Annotated in this window: 25 protein-coding genes; 16 read left to right on the top strand and 9 right to left on the bottom strand. The window is 70.2% G+C overall.

What is annotated here, in order from left to right; all coding sequences use genetic code 11:
• The first annotated feature begins 148 nt into the window (after positions 1 to 148).
• Positions 149 to 781, top strand: a complete 633-nt coding sequence (locus ACXYMW_RS09440) for a TetR family transcriptional regulator C-terminal domain-containing protein (RefSeq protein ID WP_459035067.1) — start codon at positions 149 to 151, stop codon at positions 779 to 781.
• 84 nt (positions 782 to 865) lie between these two features.
• Positions 866 to 1,048, top strand: coding sequence for a hypothetical protein (locus ACXYMW_RS09435; RefSeq protein ID WP_459035066.1), 183 nt, complete (start codon positions 866 to 868; stop codon positions 1,046 to 1,048).
• A 168-nt stretch (positions 1,049 to 1,216) separates the two neighbouring features.
• On the opposite strand, the gene ACXYMW_RS09430 is transcribed toward ACXYMW_RS09435, so the two are convergent.
• The 4 genes from ACXYMW_RS09430 to ACXYMW_RS09415 form a co-directional block, all read right to left on the bottom strand.
• Positions 1,217 to 1,690 (bottom strand): cupin domain-containing protein, encoded by a 474-nt coding sequence (locus tag ACXYMW_RS09430; protein WP_459035065.1) that lies wholly within the window; start codon positions 1,688 to 1,690, stop codon positions 1,217 to 1,219.
• Positions 1,691 to 1,787: 97 nt separating this feature from the next.
• Complete coding sequence (gene preA, locus ACXYMW_RS09425) at positions 1,788 to 3,095, bottom strand: NAD-dependent dihydropyrimidine dehydrogenase subunit PreA (protein ID WP_459035064.1); 1,308 nt, start codon at positions 3,093 to 3,095, stop codon at positions 1,788 to 1,790.
• Positions 3,096 to 3,108: 13 nt separating this feature from the next.
• Positions 3,109 to 3,462, bottom strand: coding sequence for a DUF1428 domain-containing protein (locus ACXYMW_RS09420; protein WP_459035063.1), 354 nt, complete (start codon positions 3,460 to 3,462; stop codon positions 3,109 to 3,111).
• On the bottom strand, positions 3,459 to 4,814 hold the full coding sequence (locus ACXYMW_RS09415) for an NAD(P)-dependent oxidoreductase (RefSeq protein ID WP_459035062.1): 1,356 nt from the start codon (positions 4,812 to 4,814) through the stop codon (positions 3,459 to 3,461). Before ACXYMW_RS09415 ends, ACXYMW_RS09420 begins: the two co-directional genes overlap by 4 nt.
• A 302-nt stretch (positions 4,815 to 5,116) precedes the next feature.
• Here ACXYMW_RS09415 and ACXYMW_RS09410 point away from each other — a divergent pair, with 302 nt between their 5' ends.
• From ACXYMW_RS09410 to ACXYMW_RS09375, 8 genes are all read left to right on the top strand, one after another.
• Complete coding sequence (locus ACXYMW_RS09410; RefSeq protein WP_459035061.1) at positions 5,117 to 5,617, top strand: type III secretion system chaperone family protein; 501 nt, start codon at positions 5,117 to 5,119, stop codon at positions 5,615 to 5,617.
• 78 nt (positions 5,618 to 5,695) lie between these two features.
• Positions 5,696 to 6,511 carry a pyrroline-5-carboxylate reductase gene (proC, locus tag ACXYMW_RS09405; protein ID WP_459035060.1) on the top strand — a complete coding sequence of 272 codons (816 nt, stop codon included), beginning with the start codon at positions 5,696 to 5,698 and terminating at the stop codon, positions 6,509 to 6,511.
• Positions 6,504 to 6,854: a tRNA-binding protein gene (locus tag ACXYMW_RS09400; protein ID WP_459035059.1), complete on the top strand. Its 351-nt coding sequence runs from the start codon at positions 6,504 to 6,506 to the stop codon at positions 6,852 to 6,854. The genes proC and ACXYMW_RS09400 overlap by 8 nt, the downstream gene beginning before the upstream one ends.
• A 68-nt stretch (positions 6,855 to 6,922) precedes the next feature.
• Positions 6,923 to 8,224, top strand: a complete 1,302-nt coding sequence (gene hisD / locus ACXYMW_RS09395; RefSeq protein ID WP_459035058.1) for a histidinol dehydrogenase — start codon at positions 6,923 to 6,925, stop codon at positions 8,222 to 8,224.
• A gap of 127 nt (positions 8,225 to 8,351) precedes the next feature.
• Positions 8,352 to 8,834 (top strand): UPF0262 family protein, encoded by a 483-nt coding sequence (locus ACXYMW_RS09390; protein ID WP_459035057.1) that lies wholly within the window; start codon positions 8,352 to 8,354, stop codon positions 8,832 to 8,834.
• Between the two features lie 4 nt (positions 8,835 to 8,838).
• The gene (locus ACXYMW_RS09385; protein ID WP_459035056.1) at positions 8,839 to 9,285 is read left to right on the top strand and encodes an arsenate-mycothiol transferase ArsC; all 447 of its coding nucleotides are present in this window, start codon (positions 8,839 to 8,841) and stop codon (positions 9,283 to 9,285) included.
• On the top strand, positions 9,285 to 9,683 hold the full coding sequence (locus ACXYMW_RS09380; RefSeq protein ID WP_459035133.1) for a ketosteroid isomerase-related protein: 399 nt from the start codon (positions 9,285 to 9,287) through the stop codon (positions 9,681 to 9,683). The genes ACXYMW_RS09385 and ACXYMW_RS09380 overlap by 1 nt, the downstream gene beginning before the upstream one ends.
• Positions 9,680 to 10,261: a GNAT family N-acetyltransferase gene (locus tag ACXYMW_RS09375; protein WP_459035055.1), complete on the top strand. Its 582-nt coding sequence runs from the start codon at positions 9,680 to 9,682 to the stop codon at positions 10,259 to 10,261. Before ACXYMW_RS09380 ends, ACXYMW_RS09375 begins: the two co-directional genes overlap by 4 nt.
• A gap of 25 nt (positions 10,262 to 10,286) precedes the next feature.
• Here ACXYMW_RS09375 and ACXYMW_RS09370 read toward each other — a convergent pair whose 3' ends face one another.
• The 3 genes from ACXYMW_RS09370 to ACXYMW_RS09360 form a co-directional block, all read right to left on the bottom strand.
• Positions 10,287 to 11,063 carry a gamma-glutamyl-gamma-aminobutyrate hydrolase family protein gene (locus ACXYMW_RS09370; protein WP_459035054.1) on the bottom strand — a complete coding sequence of 259 codons (777 nt, stop codon included), beginning with the start codon at positions 11,061 to 11,063 and terminating at the stop codon, positions 10,287 to 10,289.
• Between the two features lie 157 nt (positions 11,064 to 11,220).
• On the bottom strand, positions 11,221 to 13,362 hold the full coding sequence (locus ACXYMW_RS09365; RefSeq protein ID WP_459035053.1) for a malate synthase G: 2,142 nt from the start codon (positions 13,360 to 13,362) through the stop codon (positions 11,221 to 11,223).
• 203 nt (positions 13,363 to 13,565) lie between these two features.
• Positions 13,566 to 13,847, bottom strand: a complete 282-nt coding sequence (locus tag ACXYMW_RS09360) for a hypothetical protein (protein ID WP_459035052.1) — start codon at positions 13,845 to 13,847, stop codon at positions 13,566 to 13,568.
• A gap of 177 nt (positions 13,848 to 14,024) precedes the next feature.
• Here ACXYMW_RS09360 and pepN point away from each other — a divergent pair, with 177 nt between their 5' ends.
• Together pepN and ACXYMW_RS09350 are read left to right on the top strand one after the other, a co-directional pair.
• On the top strand, positions 14,025 to 16,574 hold the full coding sequence (pepN, locus tag ACXYMW_RS09355) for an aminopeptidase N (protein ID WP_459035051.1): 2,550 nt from the start codon (positions 14,025 to 14,027) through the stop codon (positions 16,572 to 16,574).
• A gap of 215 nt (positions 16,575 to 16,789) precedes the next feature.
• The gene (locus ACXYMW_RS09350; RefSeq protein WP_459035050.1) at positions 16,790 to 17,656 is read left to right on the top strand and encodes a lysophospholipid acyltransferase family protein; all 867 of its coding nucleotides are present in this window, start codon (positions 16,790 to 16,792) and stop codon (positions 17,654 to 17,656) included.
• A gap of 196 nt (positions 17,657 to 17,852) precedes the next feature.
• Here the strand turns inward: ACXYMW_RS09350 and ACXYMW_RS09345 are convergent, their stop codons facing one another.
• Positions 17,853 to 18,602, bottom strand: coding sequence for a transglycosylase SLT domain-containing protein (locus tag ACXYMW_RS09345; RefSeq protein WP_459035049.1), 750 nt, complete (start codon positions 18,600 to 18,602; stop codon positions 17,853 to 17,855).
• A gap of 263 nt (positions 18,603 to 18,865) precedes the next feature.
• On the opposite strand from ACXYMW_RS09345, the gene gatB reads away from it, so the two are divergent.
• Genes gatB through ACXYMW_RS09330 form a run of 3 tightly spaced genes read left to right on the top strand, consistent with a single transcriptional unit; the run spans position 18,866 to position 20,737 of the window.
• Entirely contained in the window at positions 18,866 to 20,380 is a 1,515-nt protein-coding gene (gene gatB / locus ACXYMW_RS09340; protein ID WP_459035048.1) for an Asp-tRNA(Asn)/Glu-tRNA(Gln) amidotransferase subunit GatB, read from the top strand.
• 1 nt (position 20,381) lies between these two features.
• Positions 20,382 to 20,609, top strand: coding sequence for a hypothetical protein (locus ACXYMW_RS09335; RefSeq protein ID WP_459035047.1), 228 nt, complete (start codon positions 20,382 to 20,384; stop codon positions 20,607 to 20,609).
• Complete coding sequence (locus ACXYMW_RS09330) at positions 20,606 to 20,737, top strand: hypothetical protein (RefSeq protein WP_459035046.1); 132 nt, start codon at positions 20,606 to 20,608, stop codon at positions 20,735 to 20,737. The genes ACXYMW_RS09335 and ACXYMW_RS09330 overlap by 4 nt, the downstream gene beginning before the upstream one ends.
• Before the next feature lie 6 nt (positions 20,738 to 20,743).
• Here the strand turns inward: ACXYMW_RS09330 and ACXYMW_RS09325 are convergent, their stop codons facing one another.
• On the bottom strand, positions 20,744 to 21,091 hold the full coding sequence (locus ACXYMW_RS09325) for a hypothetical protein (RefSeq protein ID WP_459035045.1): 348 nt from the start codon (positions 21,089 to 21,091) through the stop codon (positions 20,744 to 20,746).
• Between the two features lie 167 nt (positions 21,092 to 21,258).
• On the opposite strand from ACXYMW_RS09325, the gene ACXYMW_RS09320 reads away from it, so the two are divergent.
• A partial coding sequence (locus tag ACXYMW_RS09320; RefSeq protein WP_459035044.1) for a DUF4177 domain-containing protein occupies positions 21,259 to 21,598 on the top strand: 340 nt, incomplete at its 3' end.

Genomic DNA, 21,598 nt, shown 5'->3' with positions numbered 1-21,598 from the left:
ACCAGGGCGGCCGCGGTTTTTTACCATTTGGTAAAGCCACGATTGCAACCGGGTGCGGACCTGTCAAGCCGCGGATCGGATCAGGCGCGGCTCCATTCCGCAACCCGCCCCGCATCCGCCCGGGCCTTGTGCAGCAGGATCGCGCCTCATGGCCCAAGACGCCACCTCCCGTCCGGCCAAGAAGCCCCGGACCCGCATCCAGATCCGCAACCGCCGGCGCATCCTGGACGCGGCGCTCGACGTGTTCTCGCAGCACGGCTTCCGCGGCGCGACGCTGGATCAGATCGCCGAAAGCGCCGGCATGTCGAAGCCAAATATCCTCTACTACTTCGACGGCAAGGAGGCCATCCACGTCGCGCTGCTGAATGCGCTGATGGACGAATGGCTGGCGCCGCTGGCCGAGCTTGAAACCTGTGCCGACCCGCTCGAGGCGCTGATGGGGTATGTCGGGCGCAAGCTGGAGATGAGCCGCGCCTATCCGCGCGAGAGCCGGCTCTTCGCCAACGAGATCCTGCAGGGCGCGCCGCGCATGGCGGGACATCTCGAGACCGGGCTGAAGCCGCTCTTCGAGACCAAATGCGCGCTAATCCGCGTCTGGGTGGCGCGCGGCCGGATCGCCCCGGTCGACCCCGAACACCTGCTCTTCACGATCTGGGCGGTGACCCAGCATTACGCCGATTTCGAGGCCCAGGTGGCGGTGCTGCAGCCCGATCCCGAAGCCGCCTGGCAGCGCGCCCGCCAGCATGTCGACACGATGTTCCGCAAGCTTCTGACACCCTAGGGCGCGTTTCTCGGAAAAGTTGCAGGGAACCTTTTGCCGCGCCCGTGCGTTGTGCCCTGTCTGTTCTACAGGGAGGAACCGGACATGGATGCGATGCAAGTCTCCGAATATGCCCACGCATTGTACCGCGCGCATGGACCGCGGGCCGAGGCGGAAGCCGCCCAGAAGGCCCGCGAATGCGAGGAGCGCGGCAAGACGCACGACGCCCAGAACTGGCGCGAAATCCGTGCGCGCATCCACCAGATGCGCGGGCCGCGGCAGACCTGACCGCGCCATTCCCGCGACCCGCCGAGAGCGCGCCGGACCCGGCGGGCGGGTCGCGATGCCGCGCCGTGACGGCGCGCGCGGGCGCCGCTGCGCGCCCGCGCTTCCGGCCAAGCTCGACAGCCCTCCATCTGCAAGCCGGAGAATGCCGATGCCCGCCGCCCCGGCGGGTCAGGGCTGCGGGTGGTTTGGATCGACCCAGCGCACCTCTTCGACCTCCTCGGCCGGCGCGATGTCGAGATTGACCACCACCGGCTCCTGGTCGCTGCGGATCACCACGCATTCCAGGGGTGCGTCCGGGCTGGCGTTGATTTCCTGGTGCGGCACATAGGGCGGCACGTAGATGAAATCCCCGGGCTCGGCCTCGGCGGTGAATTCCAGCCGCTCGCCCCAGCGCATCCGGGCGCGGCCGCGCAGCACGTAGATGATGCTCTCGAGATGGCCGTGATGATGCGCGCCGGTCTTGGCGTTGGGCTGCACGTCCACGGTCCCGGCCCAGAGCCTGTTCGCCCCGGCCTTGGCGTTGTTGATGGCCGCCGCCCGGGTCATGCCCTCGGTCTGCGGCGTGTTGAAGTCGAACTCCGCCGCCTTGACGATCCGCACCCCGGCATTCCGCCAATCCGTCGCCTTGCTCCCGTCCGTCATGCCGCGCCCTCCCCGCCTGGTCCGTGACCAGCCTAGCAGAGACGCGAGCGCGGCGACACGGGCGGAGGGGCGCTGCCCCGTCCGCCCGGCCTTCGGCCTATTCCGCCGCCTTCACCGCCATCGGGTTGTTGGGATGCGTCGTCCAGTTGGCATAGGTCTTCTCGACCCGGCGGCCGGTGCGCGGATCGATCTCGCCGTCCTGCATCTCCACCATGGTGATGCAATCCTCCACCGGGCAGACATCGACGCAAAGGTTGCAGGCGACGCATTCGTCGTCCTTCACCTCGAAGACCCGGCCCGGCTTCATCGCGATGGCCTGGTGCGAGGTGTCCTCGCAGGCCGCATAGCAGCGGCCGCAGGAGATGCAGAGATCCTGGTCGATGCGCGCCTTGGTGACGTAGTTGAGGTTGAGATACTGCCAGTCGGTGACGTTGGGCACGGCGCGGCCGACGACCTGCGACACCGAGGTGTAGCCCTTCTCGTCCATCCAGGCCGAGAGCCCGCGCGCCATCTCCTCGACGATGCGGAAGCCGTAGGTCATCGCCGCGGTGCAGACCTGCACGTTGCCGGCGCCGAGCGCCAGGAACTCGGCCGCGTCGCGCCAGGTGGTGACGCCGCCGATGCCCGAGATCGGCATGCCGCGCGTCGCCTCGGCGCGAGCGATCTCGGACACCATGGAAAGCGCGATGGGCTTCACCGCAGGGCCGCAATAGCCGCCATGGCTGCCCTTGCCGTCGATCGTCGGCATCGGTGCCATCAGGTCGAGATCGACCGAGGTAATCGAGTTGATCGTGTTGATCAGCGACACCGCATCGGCACCGCCGTTCCGCGCCGCCGCGGCGGGCTTGCGCACGTCGGTGATGTTCGGCGTCAGCTTCACGATCACCGGCCGGTCGTAATACTGCTTGCACCAGCGGGTGACCATCTCGATGTATTCCGGCACCTGCCCCACGGCGGAGCCCATGCCACGCTCGGACATGCCGTGCGGGCAGCCGAAATTGAGCTCGATGCCGTCGGCGCCGGTCTCCGCCACCCGCGGCAGGATCGCCTTCCAGGCCGCCTCCTCGCAGGGCACCATGATCGAGGCGATCAGCGCCCGGTCGGGGTAGTCGGCCTTGACCCGCGCCATCTCCTCGAGGTTCACCTCGAGCGGGCGGTCGGTGATCAGCTCGATGTTGTTGAGGCCCAGGAGCCGCCGGTCAGCGCCCCAGATGGCGCCGTAGCGCGGGCCGTTGACATTGACCACCGGCGGCCCCTCGGCGCCCAGCGTCTTCCACACCACGCCGCCCCAGCCGGCCTCGAAGGCGCGGCGGACATTGTATTCCTTGTCGGTCGGCGGCGCCGAGGCCAGCCAGAACGGGTTCGGGCTCTTGATGCCCACGAAATCGGTCGTCAGATCGGCCATCTGCGTTCCCCCCTCAAATATCCAGGATCCGGTCGAAACCGGCAAAGATCATCCGCTTGCCGTCGATCGGCGTGGCCTGCATGGCCTCCTGCATGCGCGGGTCCTCCATCGCGGCCTTCATGCCGGCCTCCTGCGCCGCCCGGTCGGGCCATTCCTGCCAGCCCATGACCACGGTCTCGCCGGGCTCGACCTTCACCGCCATCGGGAACGAGGTCAGCTTGCCCTCCGGCACGTCGGCGCCCCAGCATTCCACCACGCGGGTGGCGCCGTGATCCTTGAACAGCTCGGCGATGCGCCGGGTCGCCGCCTCGTAGGCGTCGCGCTCCGCATCCGGCACCGATCCAATATAGGCCATCACCCAGCTCATGCCGCAGCCTCCCCATGCGCGCCCGCGGCCCCGGACAGGACCGCGTGGATGTCCTCGGCGGCGTCGCGGCCCTCGGCCACCGCCACCACGGTGAGGTCCTCGCCCGGGGTGCAGTCGCCGCCGGCCCAGACGCCCGGCAGCGCGGTGCGCCCGGCGCCGGTCACGGCGATCTTGCCGCCCGCCATTTCCAGCCCGGCCACCGGCACGAAGGCCTGGCCGATGGCGCGGAACACCTGGTCGGCGGGCAGGCGCAGGGTCTCGCCGGTGCCCTTGAGGCCGCTGCCGTCATCGGCGGTGTATTCCAGCTCGATCTCGCGCACCGCGCCGTTGCCGTGGATCGCCTTGGGCTGGGCGTTGCAGAGGATGCGCACACCCTTCGAGGCGGCAAGGTCCTGCTCAAAGCCCGAGGCGCCCATGCGGTCGCGCGACCGGCGATAGGCCAGCGTCACGTTCTCGGCGCCCAAGAGCCGCGCCTGCACGGCGGCGTCGATGGCGGTCATGCCGCCGCCGATCACCACGACGTTGCGGCCCACCGGCAGCCGGGTCAGATCCTCGGCCTGGCGCAGCTCGGCGATGAAGCCCACCGCGTTGTCGACGCCCTCGCGCTCCGCTCCGGGCACGTCGAGTTCGTTGACGTCGGCCAGCCCGACGCCGAGGAACACCGCGTCGAACGCGCCGCGCAGCGTGTCGAGGTCGAGATCGCGGCCCAGCGCCTTGCCGGTCTCGATGGTGATGCCGCCGATCTGCAGCAGCCAGTCGACCTCGCGCGCCGCGAAGCTGTCCACCGCCTTGTAGGCCGCGATGCCGTATTCGTTCAGCCCGCCGGGCTTCGGCCGGGCGTCGTAGACGGTGACGGCATGGCCGTGCATGGCCAGCCGGTGGGCGCAGGCGAGCCCCGCCGGGCCGGCGCCCACCACCGCCACCCGGCGGCCGGTCTCGGGCGCGCGGGCATAGGGGTGGCTCTGGCGCGCCATCAGCGCGTCGGTGGCGTGGCGCTGCAGGCGGCCGATCTCCACCGGACGGCCCTCGGCGGCCTCGCGCACGCAGGCGCCCTCGCACAGATCCTCGGTCGGGCAGACCCGCGCGCACATGCCGCCGAAGATGTTCTGGTCGAAGATCGTGCGCCCGGCGGCCTCAGCCTGGCCGGTGGCGATCTGACGGATGAAGAGCGGGATGTCGATCGCCGTGGGACAGGCGGTGACGCAGGGCGCGTCATAGCAGAAATAGCAGCGATCCGCCGCCACCGCCGCCTCGTGCGGGTCGAGCGGCGCGTGCAGGTCGGCGAAGTTCGACTCGATCTCCTGGGCGTCCAGGCGTGCCGGGACGATGCCTGGGGTCAGCGGGTCGGCCATGGTCGGTCCTCCTTGTTGTCGTCTTGTTATTGGATGGAAGCTTGGCACAGGGCGTTTTTTTATCAAACGGTAAATTTTGGACAGGGGGGAGATTTCCCCCTTGTGGACAACCCCGTCATGTTGGGGCGCATAGCGGTCTATCCACAAGTTAATGGGTTCGGCGCAAAAATATCGCTTTACACTGCGCCATCGCCACAGGCACCATATCTAGTGAGAGGTGCGGGCCAGCCCGCCGTCTCTAGAGCAGGCACCGAACGGTAGGGGGCGCTCCCGCCTTCAGCCATGATGAACGAGGTGACGGCATGGCGCTTTCCGAGCAGTATATCGAAGACGAAATCCATCCGATCGACATCGTCGAACACCTGGCGGCGCATCACGACTGGGAATGCGACCGCATCGGCGACAACCAGATCGCCATGGCCATCGAGGGGCAGTGGCGGACCTATTCCATCACCCTCGCCTGGAGCGATGCCGACGAGACGCTGCGGATGATCTGCAGCTTCGACATGGACCCGCCGGCGGAGCGCCTGCCGGCGCTCTACGAGGGTCTGAACGCGGTCAACGACCAGTGCTGGGCCGGGGCCTTCTCGTTCTGGGGCGCGGAAAAGCTGATGGTCTACCGCTACGGGCTGGTGCTGGCCGGCGGCCAGATCGCCTCCCCCGAGCAGATCGACACGCTGCTCACCGCCGCCATCGCCGCGGCCGAGCGCTACTACCCGGCCTTCCAGCTCATCGCCTGGGGCGACCAGGATCCCGGCGAGGCGCTGCAGATCGCCATCGCCGAGGCCTACGGCCGGGCCTGACGGCTTTCGGTCCGAGCATTGCGCCGGGGCCCGCCCCGGCGTAACCCTGTCGCCGGCATACGGCTGAGGGGACGCGTGATGCAGGATACCGAGATTGCCCGCCGCGGGCTGCTGCTGCTGGGCTGCGGCAAGATGGGATCGGCGATGCTGGAGGGCTGGCTGGCGCGCGGCCTGCCGCCGGCCGCAATCCACGTCACCGACCCCAACCCCTCGGACTGGCTGCGCGGCCAGGGCGTGCATCTCAACGACGACTTCCCGGCCGATCCGGCCATCGCGGTGATCGCGGTGAAGCCGCAGGTGATGCGCAGCGTGCTGCCGGCGCTGGCGACGCTGGGCCGGGGCGGCACGCTGTTCGTGTCGATCGCCGCCGGCACCCCGATCGCCACCTTCGAGGAACTGCTCGGCGCGGACACCGCGGTAATCCGCGCCATGCCCAACACCCCGGCCGCGGTCGGGCGCGGCATCACCGCGCTGATCGGCAATGCCCGGGTCGACGAGGACCGGATGCAGCAGGCCGAGATGCTGCTCTCCGCGGTGGGCGAAACCGTGCGGCTCGACGACGAGGCGCAGATGGATGCGGTGACCGCGGTCTCCGGGTCGGGGCCGGCCTATGTCTTCCACCTGATCGAATGCCTCGCCGCCGCCGGCGAGGCCGAGGGGCTCGACGCCGAGATCGCCCTGCGCCTGGCGCGCGCCACCGTGGCCGGGGCCGGCGCGCTGGCGATGGACTCGGGCGAGCCGCCGGCGCGGCTGCGCGAGAACGTCACCAGCCCTAACGGCACCACCCAGGCCGGGCTCGAGGAGCTGATGCACGAGGAGACCGGCCTGCCGCCGCTCCTGCGCCGCACCGTGGCCGCCGCCGCCGCCCGCTCGCGCGAGCTTGCCAATGGCTGACGGCGCGCCCCAGATCGACTTCGACGCCTTCCTCGCGGTCGACATCCGCGCCGGCACCATCACCCGCGCCGAGCCCTTCCCCGAGGCCCGCAAGCCCGCCTACCGGCTGTGGATCGATTTCGGCCCCGAGCTCGGCGAGAAGAAGAGCTCGGCCCAGATCACCGTGCATTACCGCCCCGAGGACCTGGTCGGCCGGCAGGTCATGGCGGTGGTCAACTTCCCGCCGCGCCAGATCGGACCGGTGCGCTCCGAGGTGCTGGTGCTGGGCGTCGCCGACGCACAGGGCGCCATCGTGCTGGTGACCCCGGACCAGCCGGTCGGCAATGGCAGCCGGCTGCACTGAGCGGCGCCCGGGTTGAGGCCGCGCCGGCGCCCGCTATAAGGGCGGCGCAGGTCCAGAGGAGTTCCGCCATGCCCGTGTTTCTCGACAGCAGCGATCCCGGCTTCGAGGCGGATTTCGCGCGGCTCCTCGGCGCCAAGCGCGAGGACAGCCCCGATGTCGACGCCACCGTGGCGGCGATCATCGCCGATGTCCGCGCCCGCGGCGACGCCGCGCTGATCGAGTACACCGCGCGCTTCGACCGCCTGACGCTGGCGCCGGGGGACCTGGCGATCCCGCGCGCCGAGGTCGACGCCCAGATCGCCCGGGTCCCCGAGGCGGAGCGCGCCGCGCTCGACCTCGCGGCGGCGCGCATCCGCGCCTACCACGCCCGGCAGATGCCCGAGGATGCCGGCTGGACCGACGCCGCCGGGGCCACGCTGGGCTGGCGCTGGACGCCGGTGGCGGCGGCCGGGCTCTACGTGCCGGGCGGACTGGCCTCCTACCCTTCCTCGGTGCTGATGAACGCCATTCCCGCCAAGGTCGCGGGGGTCGAGCGGCTGGCGATCTGCGTGCCGACGCCGGACGGCGCGGTGAACCCGCTGGTGCTCTTGGCCGCGCGGCTTGCCGGAGTGGACGAGATCTACCGCATCGGCGGCGCCCAGGCGATCGCGGCCCTGGCCTACGGCACCGAGAGCATCGCGCCGGTGGACAAGATCACCGGCCCCGGCAACGCCTATGTCGCCGCCGCCAAGCGCCGGGTCTTCGGCCGCGTCGGCATCGACATGATCGCCGGACCCTCGGAGATCCTGGTGATCGCCGACGGCGACAACGACCCGGACTGGATCGCCCTCGACCTGATGAGCCAGGCCGAGCACGACGAGAGCGCCCAGGCCATCCTGGTGACCACCGACGCGGCCTTCGGCCGGGCCGTGGCGCGGGCCGTCGAGGCGCGGCTGGAGACGCTGGAGCGGCGCGCCATCGCCGCGGCCAGCTGGCGCGATTTCGGCGCCGTGATCGCGGTGCGCGACCTCGACGAGGCGGCGGCCCTGTCCGACCGGGTCGCGCCCGAGCATCTCGAGCTCTGCGTCGCCGACCCGGAGGCGCTGGCCGAGCGCATCCGCCATGCCGGGGCGATCTTCCTCGGCCAGTGGACCCCGGAGGCGATCGGCGATTACGTCGGCGGGCCCAACCACGTGCTGCCCACCGCGCGCTCGGCGCGCTTTTCCTCGGGGCTCTCGGTGCTGGACTTCCTCAAGCGCACCACGATGGCGCGGATGACGCCCGAGGCGCTGCGCGCGGTCGGCCCGGCGGCCGAGACGCTGGCCGCCTCGGAAAGCCTCGAGGCGCACGGTCTGTCGGTCACCGCCCGCCTCTCCCGGCTCAACGAGTGAGCGCCTGCCGCCGCAGCGGGCACCGCGGCCTGCGGGAGATGACCGGGCGGCAGATGCTGCGCTGCGGCATTGCGGCCCGGCACCCCCGCCGCTACTGTGCCCGCCAAACCGTGCGAGGCTGATTGCCATGAGCCATATCGCCCATCTCGAACTCGACGATGCCGGCCTGCCACCGCCGACCCCGGAGATCGAGCAGGAACGCCGGGTGGCGCTGTTCGACCTGATGGAACGCAACAGCTTCGCGCTGCGTCCGCGCAACGGCGCCGCCGCGCCCGAGGGCCCCTACCGGGTGGCGCTGTCGATCCGCGACAAGCGCCTGGTCTTCGACGTGGCGCCGGCCTCGGCCGCCGGCAGCGCCGCGGAGTTCCACCTCTCGCTGTCGCCGTTCCGGCAGGTGGTCAAGGACTACTTCCAGATCTGCAAGAGCTACTACGACGCGGTGAAGACCCTGCCGCCGAGCCAGATCGAGACCATCGACATGGCCCGGCGCGGCATCCACGACGAGGGTGCGCGCATCCTGCGCGAGCGGCTCGAAGGCAAGGTGGAGATCGACGAGGACACCGCGCGGCGGCTCTTCACCCTGATCTGCGTGCTGCATTTCGGGGGCTGAGGACGTGGCCGAGAAGCTGCCGCAATCGGTGCTCTTCTGCTGCGACCACAACGCCGTGCGCTCGCCGATGGCCGAGGGCATCATGAAGAAGCTCTACGGCACCTCGACCTACGTGCAGTCGGTGGGCGTGCTCAACGATCTCGACATCGACGGATTCGCGATCTCGGTCTGCGGCGAGATCGGCGTCGAGCTGGCGCGCCACCGGGCGCGCGATTTCGACGAGCTGGAGGCCATGGGCGAGGCCCTGTCCGGCTTCGACCTGGTGGTTGCGATGTCCCCGGCGGCGCAGCGCCAGGCCCTGGATCTAACCCGTTTGTTCCACTTGCGGGTCGAGTACTGGCCGATCATGGATCCCACGGGGCTGGGCGAGACGCGCGAGACCAAGCTGAACGCCTATCGCCAGACCCGCGATCAGATTCTGGACCGAATGACAGGAAAATGGGGACGATGATGGCACGCGAGACGCTGGAGCGCTATTTCGACGCCTTCAACCGGGACGACACCGACGGCATGATCGACTGCCTCGCCGAGGACGTCGCGCATTACGTCAACGAGGGCGAGGTGCGGATCGGCCGCGACAAGTTCCGCGACTTCTGCGCCCACATGACGCGCTGCTACGACGAGAAGCTGACCGAGATGGTGCTGTTCACCGCAGAGGACGGCACCCGCGGCGCCGCCGAGTTCATGGTCAACGGCACCTATCTCGAGACCGATTCCGGGCTCCCGGAAGCGCGCGGCCAGACCTACCGCCTGCCCGCCGGGTCGTTCTTCTCGATGGCCGAGGGCAAGATCACCCGCGTGGTGACCTATTACAACCTGTCGGACTGGATCCGGCAGATCTCGGCATGAGGGTCGCGGCGCTCACCGGGGAGGAGCTCGACGCCGCGCTCGATGACGTGGCGCGGCTGCGGATCGAGGTGTTCCGCACCTATCCCTATCTCTACGACGGCGATCTCGACTACGAACGCAGCTATCTCGAGACCTACCGCAACAGCCCCGGCGCGGTGCTGGTCGGCGCCTTCGAGAATGGCCGCCTGGTGGGCGCCGCCACCGGCACCCCGATGGAGGAGCATGCCGGCGATTTCGCGGCGCCCTTCGCGCGCACCGGGCTCGACCTGAAATCGATCTTCTACAACGCCGAGTCGGTGCTGCTGCCGGACTATCGCGGCCGCGGCGTGGGCAATGCCTTCTTCGATTCGCGTGAGGCGCATGCCCGCCGGCTCGGCCGGTCGCATGTCTGCTTCTGCAGCGTGGTGCGCCCCGACGACCACCCGCTGCGCCCGGCGGGCTACGTGCCGCTGCACGGCTTCTGGCGCAAGCGCGGCTATGCACCGCTGCCCGGGGTGGTGGCGCGGTTCCGCTGGAAGGACATCGACCAGCCGGCGGAAACCGATCACGAGCTGCAATTCTGGATGCGCGAACTCTGAGCGCGGCGCGGCGCCGACCGTCGGGTCAGCCGGTGCGCCGGGCCGGCGCCCGGCGGCCCGCCGCCCAGTCCCGCGCCGCCGCGCCGAAGGCCTCGAAGAGCGGGCGCGACACCGGGTCCTGCGCGGCCTGCCATTCCGGGTGCCACTGCACCGCCAGGGTGAAGCCCGGCGCGCCCTCGACATAGATCGCCTCGGGCGTGCCGTCGGGGGCGCAGCCGTCGATCACGATGCGGCGCCCGGCCCGGGCGATGCCCTGGCCGTGCAGGGTGTTGGTCATCACCTCGCGTTCGCCGACGATGCGGTGGAACGGCCCGCCCTGGGTGAAGGTGACGGTGTGGCGCAGCGCGAACTTCTCGTCCAGCGTACCGTCCGGCGGCATGCGGTGGTTCATCCGCCCCGGCAATTCGCGGATCTCGGGGTGCAGCGTGCCGCCCAGCGCCACGTTGACCTCCTGGAAGCCGCGGCAGACCCCGAAGACGGGCTGGCCGCGCTCCACGCAGGCCCGCACCAGGGGCAGCACCACGCCGTCGCGGCCGCGGTCGAAGGCGCCATGTGCCACCGTCTCGACCTCGCCGTATTCCTCGGGGTGGACGTTGGGCCGGCCGCCGGGCAGCAGGAAACCGTCGCAATGGTCGAGCAGTTCCGGGATCGACACGAGCCGGGGATCGGCGGGCACCAGAATCGGCAGGCAATCCGACACCTCGGCCACCGCCTCCGACAGCATGGTGCCGGTGAAATGCGCCGGATACTGGTCGTTGACCAGGTGGTGGTTGGTGATGATGCCGACGACCGGTCGGGTCATGTGCGCGCCTTCCCTCTCTGTCCGGCGGTCAAGATAGGCGCTTCGCGGGCGCCGATAAAGGGCGCCCGCGCACAGCCGCCGCGCGGCTGCGCAGAACCTCGAGGGGCCGGGACACCGCCACCCGGAACTTGGGCGGCGCGCCTCGGCGGCCGGACCTTCAGGCGCGGCGCTTGAGTTCCAGCCGGCGGCGGTGGAGCACCGGCTCGGTGTAGCCCGAGGGCTGCTCGCGGCCGTTGAAGATCAGGTCGCAGGCCGCCTGGAAGGCGATGCCGTCGAAATCCGGGGCCATCGGCCGGTAGGCCGGATCGTCCTGGTTCTGGCGGTCCACCACCTCGGCCATGCGGCGCAGGATGGCCATCGCCTCGTCGCGCGACACCACCTCGTGATGCAGCCAGTTGGCGATGTGCTGCGCCGAGATCCGGCAGGTCGCGCGGTCCTCCATGAGGCCGACATCGTTGATGTCGGGCACCTTGGAGCAGCCCACCCCCTGGTCGATCCAGCGCACCACGTAGCCGAGGATGCCCTGGGCGTTGTTCTCGACCTCGCGGCGCACCTGCTCCGGCGTCCACTTGCGGAACGCCGCCAGCGGGATGTCGAGCAGTGCATCGAGATGCGCCCGCCGCCCGCCGGCGCGCAGCGCCTTCTGGACCGCGAAGACGTCGACCTTGTGATAATGCAGGGCATGCAGCGTGGCGGCGGTCGGCGACGGCACCCAGGCGGTGTTGGCGCCGGCCTTGGGATGTTCGATCTTGGTCTCCAGCATCGCCGCCATCTTGTCGGGCATCGCCCACATGCCCTTGCCGATCTGGGCCTTGCCCGAGAGCCCGCATTCCAGCCCGATATCGACATTGCGGTTCTCGTAGGCGCCGATCCAGGTCTTGCGCTTGATGAAGTCCTTGCGGCTGAACGGCCCGGCCTCCATCGAGGTATGGATCTCGTCGCCGGTGCGGTCGAGGAAGCCGGTATTGATGAAGGCCACCCGGTGCTTCGCCGCGCGGATGCATTCCTTGAGGTTGGCCGAGGTGCGGCGCTCCTCGTCCATGATGCCGATCTTCACGGTGTGGCGCGGCAGGTCGAGCACGTCCTCGACGCGGGCGAAGATCTCGTCGGCAAAGGCCACCTCGTCGGGGCCGTGCATCTTGGGCTTCACGACGTAGACCGACCCGGTGACCGAGTTGCCGCCCTCCTGGGCCAGATCGTGCTTGGCGATCAGCACGGTGATCATCGCATCCATCAGGCCCTCGAAGATCTCCTCCCCGTCGCGGGTCAGGATCGCCGGGTTGGTCATCAGGTGGCCGACATTGCGCACCAGCATGAGCGCTCTTCCCTTCACCGTGACCTCGCCGCCCTCGGGCGCGGTATAGGTCAGGTCGGGGTTGAGCGCGCGGGTCACCGTCTGGCCGCCCTTCTCGAAGGTCTCGCTGAGATCGCCCTTCATCAGGCCGAGCCAGTTGGCATAGGCGCCGACCTTGTCCTCGGCATCGACGCAGGCCACCGAATCCTCGCAATCCATGATCGCCGAGACCGCGCTTTCGAGCCGCACATCGGCGAGGCCGCACTGGTCGCGCGCCCCGATCTGGTGGGTGCGGTCGAAGACCAGCTCCACATGCAGGCCGTTGTTGCGCAGGAGCACCGCCTCGGGCGCCGCCGGGTGGCCGCGATAGCCCACGAACTTCTCGGGCTGCGCCAGCGGCATGTCGTCGACCAGCAGCGCGCCCTTGCGGATGTGGTAGCGCCGTGCATCGGCATGGCTCGTGCCCTCGAGCGGGAAGGCCTCGTCGAGGAATACCCGGGCGCGCGCCACGACCCGGGCGCCGCGGCCGCGGTCATAGCCGGCGGCGGGCGGCGGGCTGCCCATCGCGTCGGTGCCGTAGAGCCCGTCATAGAGCGACCCCCAGCGGGCATTCGCGGCGTTCAGCGCGTAGCGGGCATTGGTGATCGGCACCACCAGCTGCGGCCCGGCCACGGTGGCGATCTCGGGGTCGGTGCCGGTAGTCTCGATCTCGAAATCGTCGCCCTCGGGGATCAGATAGCCGATCTCGGCGAGGAACGCCTTATAGGCCTCGTGGTCGTGCGGCTGGTTGCGCCGCTTCAGGTGCCAGTCGTCGATCTTCGACTGCAGCGTCTGGCGGATCCCCAGAAGCTCGCGGTTGCGCGGGGCCATGTCGTGGGCCAGTTCCGACAACCCCTTCCAGAACCGTTCGGGCGCGACGCCGGTGCCGGGCAGCGCCCGGCTCTCGATGAAATCGAACAGTTCCGGGGCGATCTGGAGATCGTGGCGGAGAACGCGGTCGGTCATCTGGCGATTCCTCTCGTGCGCGGTATGCAATTGCGCACCGATAGCACCGCGTGTTTCCGATAGGCAACTCCCGGCACCCGGCGCGCAGCGACCGCGGGGCGGTCCTCATAAACGATGCCCCGGACGCAGGACGGGATCCGGGGCCTCGGGGTGCGGTCGGCTGCGCGGGCCATGCGGCCCGCGCCCCGTGCGTGAGCTTGGCCTTACTGCGCCGGCTCGGCCTCGACGGTGCCGGTATCGTTGCCGCCCGGGGCGTAGGTGCCCTCCTCGTAGCCTTCGAGCGCCTCCTCGGTTTCCGTGCCTTCCGGCGTGGTGGCGATGTCGTCGGAGCCCATCTCGCCCGTCTCGTCCGGCGCCATCACCAGAAGGTAGATGCCGAAGGCCACGATGAGGATGGTGGAATAGACCATGATCGCCCCCATCCCCAGCAGCGAGGGGCGGTGGCGCTTGGCCTCTGTCTTGGTGTTGGTGTCGGGTGCGGACATAGCTGGAAGCCTCGTATTGCCTCTGAGATTGCAGGCCGGTCTCTTGCCGTTGCGGCTTGCGCGTCGGTTGCGTAACACCCGGGGGCAAGGTCGCGTTCCGGCACTGCGGGGAAGATCGGCACGGCGCCGCCCGTCTCCGCCCGGTCCGGCAGAAGCGAGTTTCAGGAGAACGCCCCCGTGAAAGACGCCAGCCCCCAGACCATCTACCTCGCCGATTACGCGCCGTTCGGCTTCACGGTCGAAGAGGTCCACCTGACCTTCCGGCTGGCCCCCGAGGCGACCCGGGTGATCAGCCGCATCCGCTTCGCGCCGAACCCGGCCGCCGCCGACCGCCGCTTCTTCCTGCACGGCGAGGATCTCACGCTCGTCTCGGCCCGCATCGACGGCCGCGCGGTGACCCCCGACATCACCCCCGAGGGCCTGACCTGCGAGGTGCCCGACGCCCCCTTCACCTGGGAGGCCGAGGTCGAGATCGCCCCTGCCGCGAACACCGCGCTCGAGGGGCTCTACATGTCGAACGGCATGTATTGCACGCAATGCGAGGCCGAGGGCTTCCGCAAGATCACCTATTACCCCGACCGTCCAGACGTCATGTCGGTCTTCACCGTGCGGATCGAGAGCGCCCTGCCGGTGCTGCTGTCGAACGGCAACCCGAAGGGCGCCGGCGACGGCTGGGCGGAATGGCACGACCCCTGGCCCAAGCCCGCCTATCTCTTCGCGCTGGTGGCCGGCGACCTCGTCGCCCATCCCGACCGCTTCACCACCCGTTCGGGCCGCGATGTCGAACTCAACATCTGGGTGCGTCCCGGCGACGAGCACAAATGCGCCTTCGGCATGGAGGCGCTGAAGAAGTCGATGCGCTGGGACGAGGAGGTCTATGGCCGGGAATACGACCTCGACGTCTTCAACATCGTCGCGGTCGACGATTTCAACATGGGCGCGATGGAGAACAAGGGGCTGAACATCTTCAACTCCGCCGCCGTCCTGGCCTCTCCCGAGACCGCCACCGACGCCAATTTCGAACGCATCGAGGCGATCATCGCGCATGAATACTTCCACAACTGGACCGGCAACCGCATCACCTGCCGCGACTGGTTCCAGCTCTGCCTGAAGGAGGGCCTGACGGTGTTCCGCGACAGCGAGTTCACCGCCGACATGCGCTCCGCCCCGGTCAAGCGGATCTCCGACGTGATCGACCTGCGCGCCCGTCAGTTCCCCGAGGATCAGGGCCCGCTGGCCCACCCGGTGCGTCCCGAGAGCTTCCAGGAGATCAACAACTTCTACACCGCCACGGTCTACGAGAAGGGCGCCGAGGTGATCGGCATGCTGAAGCGCCTGGTGGGCGACGAGGCCTATGCCCGCGCGCTCGACCTCTATTTCGAGCGCCATGACGGCCAGGCCTGCACCATCGAGGACTGGCTCAAGGTCTTCGAGGACACGACGGGCCGCGACCTGTCGCAGTTCCAGCGCTGGTATGCGCAGGCCGGCACGCCGCGTCTGGCGGTGGAGGACGCCTTCGAGGGCGGCACCTACACCCTGACCTTCCGCCAGCACACGCCGGCCACCCCCGGCCAGCCCGACAAGGCGCCGCAGGTGCTGCCGATCGCGGTCGGCCTGCTGAACCCGAACGGCGACGAGGTGGTGCCGACCACGCTGCTCGAGATGACCGAGGCCGAGCAGAGCTTCCGCTTCGAGGGGCTATCGGCCAAGCCGGTGCCGTCGCTGCTGCGCGGCTTCTCCGCCCCGGTGGTGCTGGAGCGCCCGGCCGACCGTGAGGAGCAGGCCTTCCTGCTGGCCCACGACACCGATCCCTATTGCCGCTGGGAGGCCGGGCGCAGCCTCGCCCGGGCCGCGCTGCTGGCGATGATCCGCGACGGCGCGGCGCCCGACACCGCCTATCTCGACGGGCTGGAGCGGTTGGTCCGCGATGCCGGGCTCGATCCCGCCTTCCGCGCGCTGATGCTGTCCCTGCCGTCGCAGAACGAGCTGGCGCAGGTGCTGCACGAGAGCGGGACGGTGCCGGATCCGGATTCCATCTACGCCGCCCGCGAGGCCATGCTCGAGGCCATGGCGGCGCGCTGGGAGCCGCATCTCGACGCGCTGCTGGCCTCGGTGCGGGTCGAGGCGCCCTACGCCCCCGACGCCGCGCAATCGGGCCGGCGGGCGCTGTCGGGCGCGCTGCTGGCACTGAAGACCCGGCGCGATGGCGGCGCCGCGGCGGCGGCACAGTTCGAGACCGCCGACAACATGACGCTGCAGCTCGGCGCGCTGTCCTGCCTGATCCAGGCCGGCCGCGCCGAGGCGGCACTGGCCGCCTTCGAGGCGCAATGGCAGGGCGACCGGCTGGTCATGGACAAGTGGTTCGGCCTGCAGATCATCGCCGCCCCCCCGGCCGAGGCCGCCGACCGCGCCGCCGCGCTGACCCGGCACCCGGCCTTCGACTGGACCAACCCCAACCGGTTCCGCGCGGTGATGGGCGCGCTCGCCGGCAACCATGCCGGGTTCCACCGCGCCGACGGTGCGGGCTACCGCCTGCTTGCCGACTGGCTGATCCGGCTCGACGCCAAGAACCCGCAGACCACCGCGCGCATGTGCACCGCCTTCCAGACCTGGAAACGCTACGATGCCGCCCGCCAGAAGCTGATGCGCGGTGAGCTCGAGCGCATCGCGGCGCAATCGGCGCTGTCGCGCGACACCGGCGAGATGGTCGGCCGGCTGCTGGCCTGACGGCCCCGGGGCGGGGCCTGCGCCCCGTGCCGTCCCGGCGCGTTAACAAATTCCCGCGCGCCGGGAACCCGCAGCGGCCACCGCGCGTTTCGTGAGGCTGACCGGCGCAGCGTGGCCGCGGGGTGCGGGACGGCGCTCAACCCAGCGGGCGGGGCTTCCCTTTCACCCCCCTGCATGTCATGGAACCCCAACGCAATCGTGATCGTGTGCCGGAAATGAAGGATCGCATCGACCCGCTGATCGAGGAACGCGCGCCCTGGCTGTTCTCCAACCGTCTCGGCACGGTGCGGGCCCGCCAGCTGCTGCACGTCCTTCTGGGCTACGAGCGCACCCTGGCGCTGGCCACCGAGCTGCGCGATGCGCCCTCGGCCGGGATCATGCAGGAGATGGGCCGGCTGCTGGCGCGCGATGTCGAGGTCAAGGGCCTGTCCAACATCCCGCGCAACGGCGCCGCGCTGATCGTCGCCAACCATCCCACCGGCATCGCCGACGGCATCATCCTGCACCACCTGATCGCGCCGCTGCGCCCCGACGTCTACTATTTCGCCAACCACGACATCCTGCGCGTCATGCCGCAGATGGCCGACATGATCGCCCCGGTGGAATGGCGCGCCGAGAAGCGCAGCCACGGCAAGACGCGGGAGACCATGGCCTATACCCGCAAGGCGGTCGATGCCGGCCGGCTCGGGGTGATCTTCCCCGCCGGCCGCCTCGCCAAGCGCCGCGGCCTGTCGCTGCACGAACGGCCCTGGATGGCCTCGGCGGCGATGATCGCGCGCAAGTTCGACCTGCCGGTGATCCCGGTCAACATCCGGGCGCGCAACTCGGTGCTGTTCTACCTCTTCGACCGCATCCACCCGACGCTGCGCGACATCACCCTGTTCCACGAGACCCTGAACAAGGACCGCCAGCCCTACCGCGTCACCGTGGGCGAGCCGATCTCGCCGCGGGCGCTGCCGCGGACCTCGGAGGAGGGCATCGAGATCCTGCGCCGCGCCACCCTGGCGCTGGGCGGGCACCGGGCGCCGGCAGTGTCGCTGATCGACAATTCCCGCCGCCCGTCCTGGCTCAAGGCGACCTGACCGGCCCCCTTCGTGCACGCCCCGGGGCCGCGCCGCGCCCACACCGCGCGCCGGCCGACCGCCCCGTCCTTTGCACCAATGCCGCGCAGGCCCCCCGCCACCCGCCGGCGCACCCGGCATACCGGCCCGCGATCACTGCGGCAGCTAGGCACGCGACCGGGGCTGCACGGCCCAGGGCGCCGTGCAGCCCCGGCGGTCAGGGTGCCAGCGCGACCTCGAGCGCCGGCGCTGCCGGAGCCGCTGCGGGCAGGTCCGGCCGGGCCTGCGGCCTGAGCGCCGGCACGGCGGGCCGGCAATAGGGCTGGGCCCGCGACCAGGCGATCATGTCCTCGCGCTTGGCGCGGCTGTGGAACGGCCCCCAATCGGCGGCGACGCCGCGCATCCCGGCCGAGACCACCCGGTCGCGCGCCACGGTGCGCGCCATGATCCGCAGACCGCAGCTCAGATTGGCCGGCCCGTCGCGCAGGTCGGCGCCGCTCTGGGCCCGGCAGCCATAGGCCCGCGCGGTGGCCGGGGCGATCTGCAAGAGGCCGTGCCAGCGCCCGCCGCCGCCGCTGACCTGCGGCCGCCAGGTGCTCTCATGGCGCGCCAGGGACGAGACCAGCCCGACCCAGAACGCCTCGCGCAAGCGGGAATCGTTGGCGCGGTAGCCCGGGCACCAGGTGTCGATGTCGCCGGGCACGATCTCGGTCAGCCGCGCCGCCGGGCCGCGCAGCGCCCGGACCGCCGCCCGGGTCCAGGCGACCCGGCGCGGCCCCTTGCCCCAGCGCGCCTCGGGGATGCGGTCGTCGCGCATCTTCGGCCGCGGCGATACCGCCACCGCCGCCTCGGAGATTGCGGCCGGACCGGGCGCCGGCAGCGGGAGGGACATGGCCTGCGGCGGCGCGGTGGCGGCGGCGGCGAGGGGGGCGAGGCAGAGCGCCCCGATCAGCAGCATGCGTGTCATGGCGCGGAGCATTCCCCAAGCGCCGCGATGCAGCAAGCGCGGCCGCCGCAAGCCCCCCGCATGCGCGACGCTCCGCTCATACCCGGCCGGCATCCCGGCCCGCGCCCCCTTCTTCTGAGCCGAAATATCCCGGGGGCACGGGGGCAGCGCCCCCGAATCGCTGCGGATCGCGGCCGCGGCCCGGCCTGCCGCGCCGGCCCTGCCCTTGCCCGCACCGCCGGCCTCGCCTAAGACCCGGGCCAGTCCGAAAGCGGGAGCGCGCGATGCTGGATCTGAGCTACGAATCCCCCACACCCAAGGTGATCGCCGGGGCGAAGCACGATTGGGAACTGGTCATCGGCATGGAGGTCCATGCCCAGGTCGCCTCCCGGGCCAAGCTGTTCTCGGGCGCCTCGACGCAATTCGGCGCCGAGCCCAATTCCAACGTCTCCTTCATCGACGCGGCGATGCCCGGCATGCTGCCGGTGATCAACGAGTTCTGCATCGAGCAGGCGGTGCGCACCGGGCTCGGCCTGAAGGCGCAGATCAACCTGTTCTCGGCCTTCGACCGCAAGAATTACTTCTATCCCGACCTGCCGCAGGGCTACCAGATTTCCCAGCTCTACCACCCGCTGGTCGGCGAGGGCGAGATCCTCGTCGACATGGAGCCCGGCATCGCCCGGCTGGTGCGCATCGAGCGCATCCATGTCGAGCAGGATGCCGGCAAGTCGATCCACGACATGGACCCGGCGATGTCCTTCGTCGATCTCAACCGCACCGGCGTGGCGCTGATGGAGATCGTCTCCCGCCCCGACATCCGCGGCCCCGAGGAGGCCGCCGCCTATGTCGGCAAGCTGCGCCAGATCCTGCGCTATCTCGGCACCTGCGACGGCAACATGCAGAACGGCAACCTGCGCGCCGACGTCAACGTCTCGGTCTGCCGGCCCGGCGCCTACGAGAAATACCGCGAGACCGGCGATTTCGGCCATCTCGGCACCCGCTGCGAGATCAAGAACATGAACTCCATGCGGTTCATCCAGGCCGCCATCGACTTCGAGGCGCGGCGCCAGATCGGCATCCTCGAGGGCGGCGGCACGGTGGTGCAGGAGACCCGGCTCTACGATCCCGACAAGGGCGAGACGCGGTCGATGCGCTCCAAGGAGGAGGCGCACGATTACCGCTACTTCCCCGATCCCGACCTGCTGCCGCTGGAGATCGAGCAGGCCTGGGTCGACGGCATCCGCGACAGCCTGCCGGAACTGCCCGACGCCAAGAAGGCACGCTTCGTTACTGAATTCGGGCTCTCCGAATACGACGCTAACGTGCTGACCGCCGAGGTCGCCAACGCCGCCTATTTCGAGGCCGTGGCGGCCGAGGCCGGCGACGGCAAGGCGGCGGCGAACTGGGTCATCAACGAACTGTTCGGCCGGCTCAAGAAGGACGACCGCGACATCGCCGAGAGCCCCGTCGCGCCCGCCCAGCTGGCCGGCATCGTGCGGCTCATCAAGTCGGGCGAGATCTCCGGCAAGATCGCCAAGGACGTCTTCGAGATCGTCTACAGCGAGGGCGGCGACCCGGCCGAGATCGTCGAGGCCAAGGGCCTGAAGCAGGTCACCGATACCGGCGCCATCGAGACCGCCGTGGACGAGGTCATCGCCGCCAACCCGGCGCAGGTCGAGAAGGCCAAGGCCAACCCCAAGCTCGCCGGCTGGTTCGTCGGTCAGGTGATGAAGGCCACCGGCGGCAAGGCCAACCCCAAGGCGGTGAACGAGATCGTGTCGGCCAAGCTCGGGCTCTGAGATGTTCGGCGACACGCCGGTCATCGTCCACAACGAGCGGGTGAAGCTGTTTTCCGGCTTCCTGAACGCGGTGGGGCTCGGGCTGATCGGCTTCGCGGTGCTGCGCCCGCTCACCGCGCAGCCGATGGCGGTCGGGCTCGGATCGGTTTGGTTCGGCCTCGCGGGACTGGCATTGCACGCCCTGGCGCATTATGTATTGGGCATGATGCGCAAGGAGGCGCGGCCATGACCCTGTTCGAGTTCGCAGTTCCCCTCATCGCCCTGGCCGTGGCCGGGGTGGGCACGGTGATCCTGCGCCGCGAGGCCCGCGCCATCGACCGGCGCCGCGCCGAGCGTCTCGGCAAGGGCCCGCACTGACCCCGGTCAGCGGATCGTCAGACGCAGCCGGAAGGCCTCCCAGTCGAGCCGGCGGAACAGCTGGTAGACTTGCACCTCGTATCCCCGCGCCCCGGTGCGGAAGCTGACATCCGCCTGGCATTCGGTGACCCCCGGAATGGTGAAGCAGGTATTCTCGCTGCCCAGAAGCTCCACCCGCGCGGTCTGTCCCGCCGCCGCGGCGAAGGTGAAGCAGCGCGGCTCGAGATCGGTGACCCGGCCCGCGACCTCGCCGGAATGGGAGCCGCGCTGGAAGCGGATCTCGGAACATGGCTGGGCGGCCGCCGCAGCCCCGAGGACCGCGAGAGCCGCGGCCAGGACAAGGGATTTCGTCATCAAATGCGCTCCTGACGGAAATGCACGGATTTCGGTTCAATGCGCCCGATGATACCATCGCGCCCGACGCCGGCAAAGCCGCGCCGACCCCGTCCCGCCGGTCTGGCCATCGCCGCCTGGCGGCTTATTCTCCAGCCCGTGCCCCGGCCCCAGCGATGAGTGAGACCATGCCCGCATTCGAATACAAAGTCGTCCCCTCCCCCGCCCGCGGCGAGAAGGCCAAGGGCGTGAAGGGAGCGCAGGCGCGCTTTGCCCATGCGGTGGAGACGCTGATGAACCAGATGGCCGCGGAGGGCTGGGAGTACCAGCGCACCGAAACCCTGCCCTCCGAGGAGCGGTCGGGCCTCGCCTCGACGACCACGGTCTGGCGCACCCTGATGATCTTCCGCCGCGCCCCGGAGGACGCGCTGGCGGAATTCGCGCCGCGGCGCCCGGTCGCGGCCCCCGCGCCCGACGCGCCCGGCACCCGCGGCGCGGCGCCGTCGGCGCCGCAGGGCCACGACCCCG

The sequence above is a fragment of the Roseivivax sp. CAU 1761 genome, assembly GCF_054482755.1.
The sequence above is the reverse complement of the archived record's forward strand: the minus strand, read 5'-3'. Positions and strand labels throughout refer to the sequence as shown.

Excerpts from the sequence above, each read along its gene's own strand:
- ACXYMW_RS09365 (WP_459035053.1), bottom strand. The coding sequence starts at position 13,362 with ATGACCGACCGCGTTCTCCGCCACGATCTCCAGATCGCCCCGGAACTG.
- ACXYMW_RS09390 (WP_459035057.1), top strand. The coding sequence starts at position 8,352 with ATGAGCCATATCGCCCATCTCGAACTCGACGATGCCGGCCTGCCACCG.
- proC (WP_459035060.1), top strand. The coding sequence starts at position 5,696 with ATGCAGGATACCGAGATTGCCCGCCGCGGGCTGCTGCTGCTGGGCTGC.
- hisD (WP_459035058.1), top strand. The coding sequence starts at position 6,923 with ATGCCCGTGTTTCTCGACAGCAGCGATCCCGGCTTCGAGGCGGATTTC.
- ACXYMW_RS09360 (WP_459035052.1), bottom strand. The coding sequence starts at position 13,847 with ATGTCCGCACCCGACACCAACACCAAGACAGAGGCCAAGCGCCACCGC.
- ACXYMW_RS09325 (WP_459035045.1), bottom strand. The coding sequence starts at position 21,091 with ATGACGAAATCCCTTGTCCTGGCCGCGGCTCTCGCGGTCCTCGGGGCT.
- ACXYMW_RS09380 (WP_459035133.1), top strand. The coding sequence starts at position 9,285 with ATGGCACGCGAGACGCTGGAGCGCTATTTCGACGCCTTCAACCGGGAC.
- ACXYMW_RS09440 (WP_459035067.1), top strand. The coding sequence starts at position 149 with ATGGCCCAAGACGCCACCTCCCGTCCGGCCAAGAAGCCCCGGACCCGC.
- ACXYMW_RS09345 (WP_459035049.1), bottom strand. The coding sequence starts at position 18,602 with ATGACACGCATGCTGCTGATCGGGGCGCTCTGCCTCGCCCCCCTCGCC.
- preA (WP_459035064.1), bottom strand. The coding sequence starts at position 3,095 with ATGGCCGATCTGACGACCGATTTCGTGGGCATCAAGAGCCCGAACCCG.
- ACXYMW_RS09430 (WP_459035065.1), bottom strand. The coding sequence starts at position 1,690 with ATGACGGACGGGAGCAAGGCGACGGATTGGCGGAATGCCGGGGTGCGG.
- ACXYMW_RS09330 (WP_459035046.1), top strand. The coding sequence starts at position 20,606 with ATGACCCTGTTCGAGTTCGCAGTTCCCCTCATCGCCCTGGCCGTGGCC.
- ACXYMW_RS09410 (WP_459035061.1), top strand. The coding sequence starts at position 5,117 with ATGGCGCTTTCCGAGCAGTATATCGAAGACGAAATCCATCCGATCGAC.
- ACXYMW_RS09370 (WP_459035054.1), bottom strand. The coding sequence starts at position 11,063 with ATGACCCGACCGGTCGTCGGCATCATCACCAACCACCACCTGGTCAAC.
- ACXYMW_RS09435 (WP_459035066.1), top strand. The coding sequence starts at position 866 with ATGGATGCGATGCAAGTCTCCGAATATGCCCACGCATTGTACCGCGCG.
- ACXYMW_RS09375 (WP_459035055.1), top strand. The coding sequence starts at position 9,680 with ATGAGGGTCGCGGCGCTCACCGGGGAGGAGCTCGACGCCGCGCTCGAT.
- ACXYMW_RS09400 (WP_459035059.1), top strand. The coding sequence starts at position 6,504 with ATGGCTGACGGCGCGCCCCAGATCGACTTCGACGCCTTCCTCGCGGTC.
- gatB (WP_459035048.1), top strand. The coding sequence starts at position 18,866 with ATGCTGGATCTGAGCTACGAATCCCCCACACCCAAGGTGATCGCCGGG.
- ACXYMW_RS09420 (WP_459035063.1), bottom strand. The coding sequence starts at position 3,462 with ATGAGCTGGGTGATGGCCTATATTGGATCGGTGCCGGATGCGGAGCGC.
- ACXYMW_RS09415 (WP_459035062.1), bottom strand. The coding sequence starts at position 4,814 with ATGGCCGACCCGCTGACCCCAGGCATCGTCCCGGCACGCCTGGACGCC.
- ACXYMW_RS09350 (WP_459035050.1), top strand. The coding sequence starts at position 16,790 with ATGAAGGATCGCATCGACCCGCTGATCGAGGAACGCGCGCCCTGGCTG.
- ACXYMW_RS09335 (WP_459035047.1), top strand. The coding sequence starts at position 20,382 with ATGTTCGGCGACACGCCGGTCATCGTCCACAACGAGCGGGTGAAGCTG.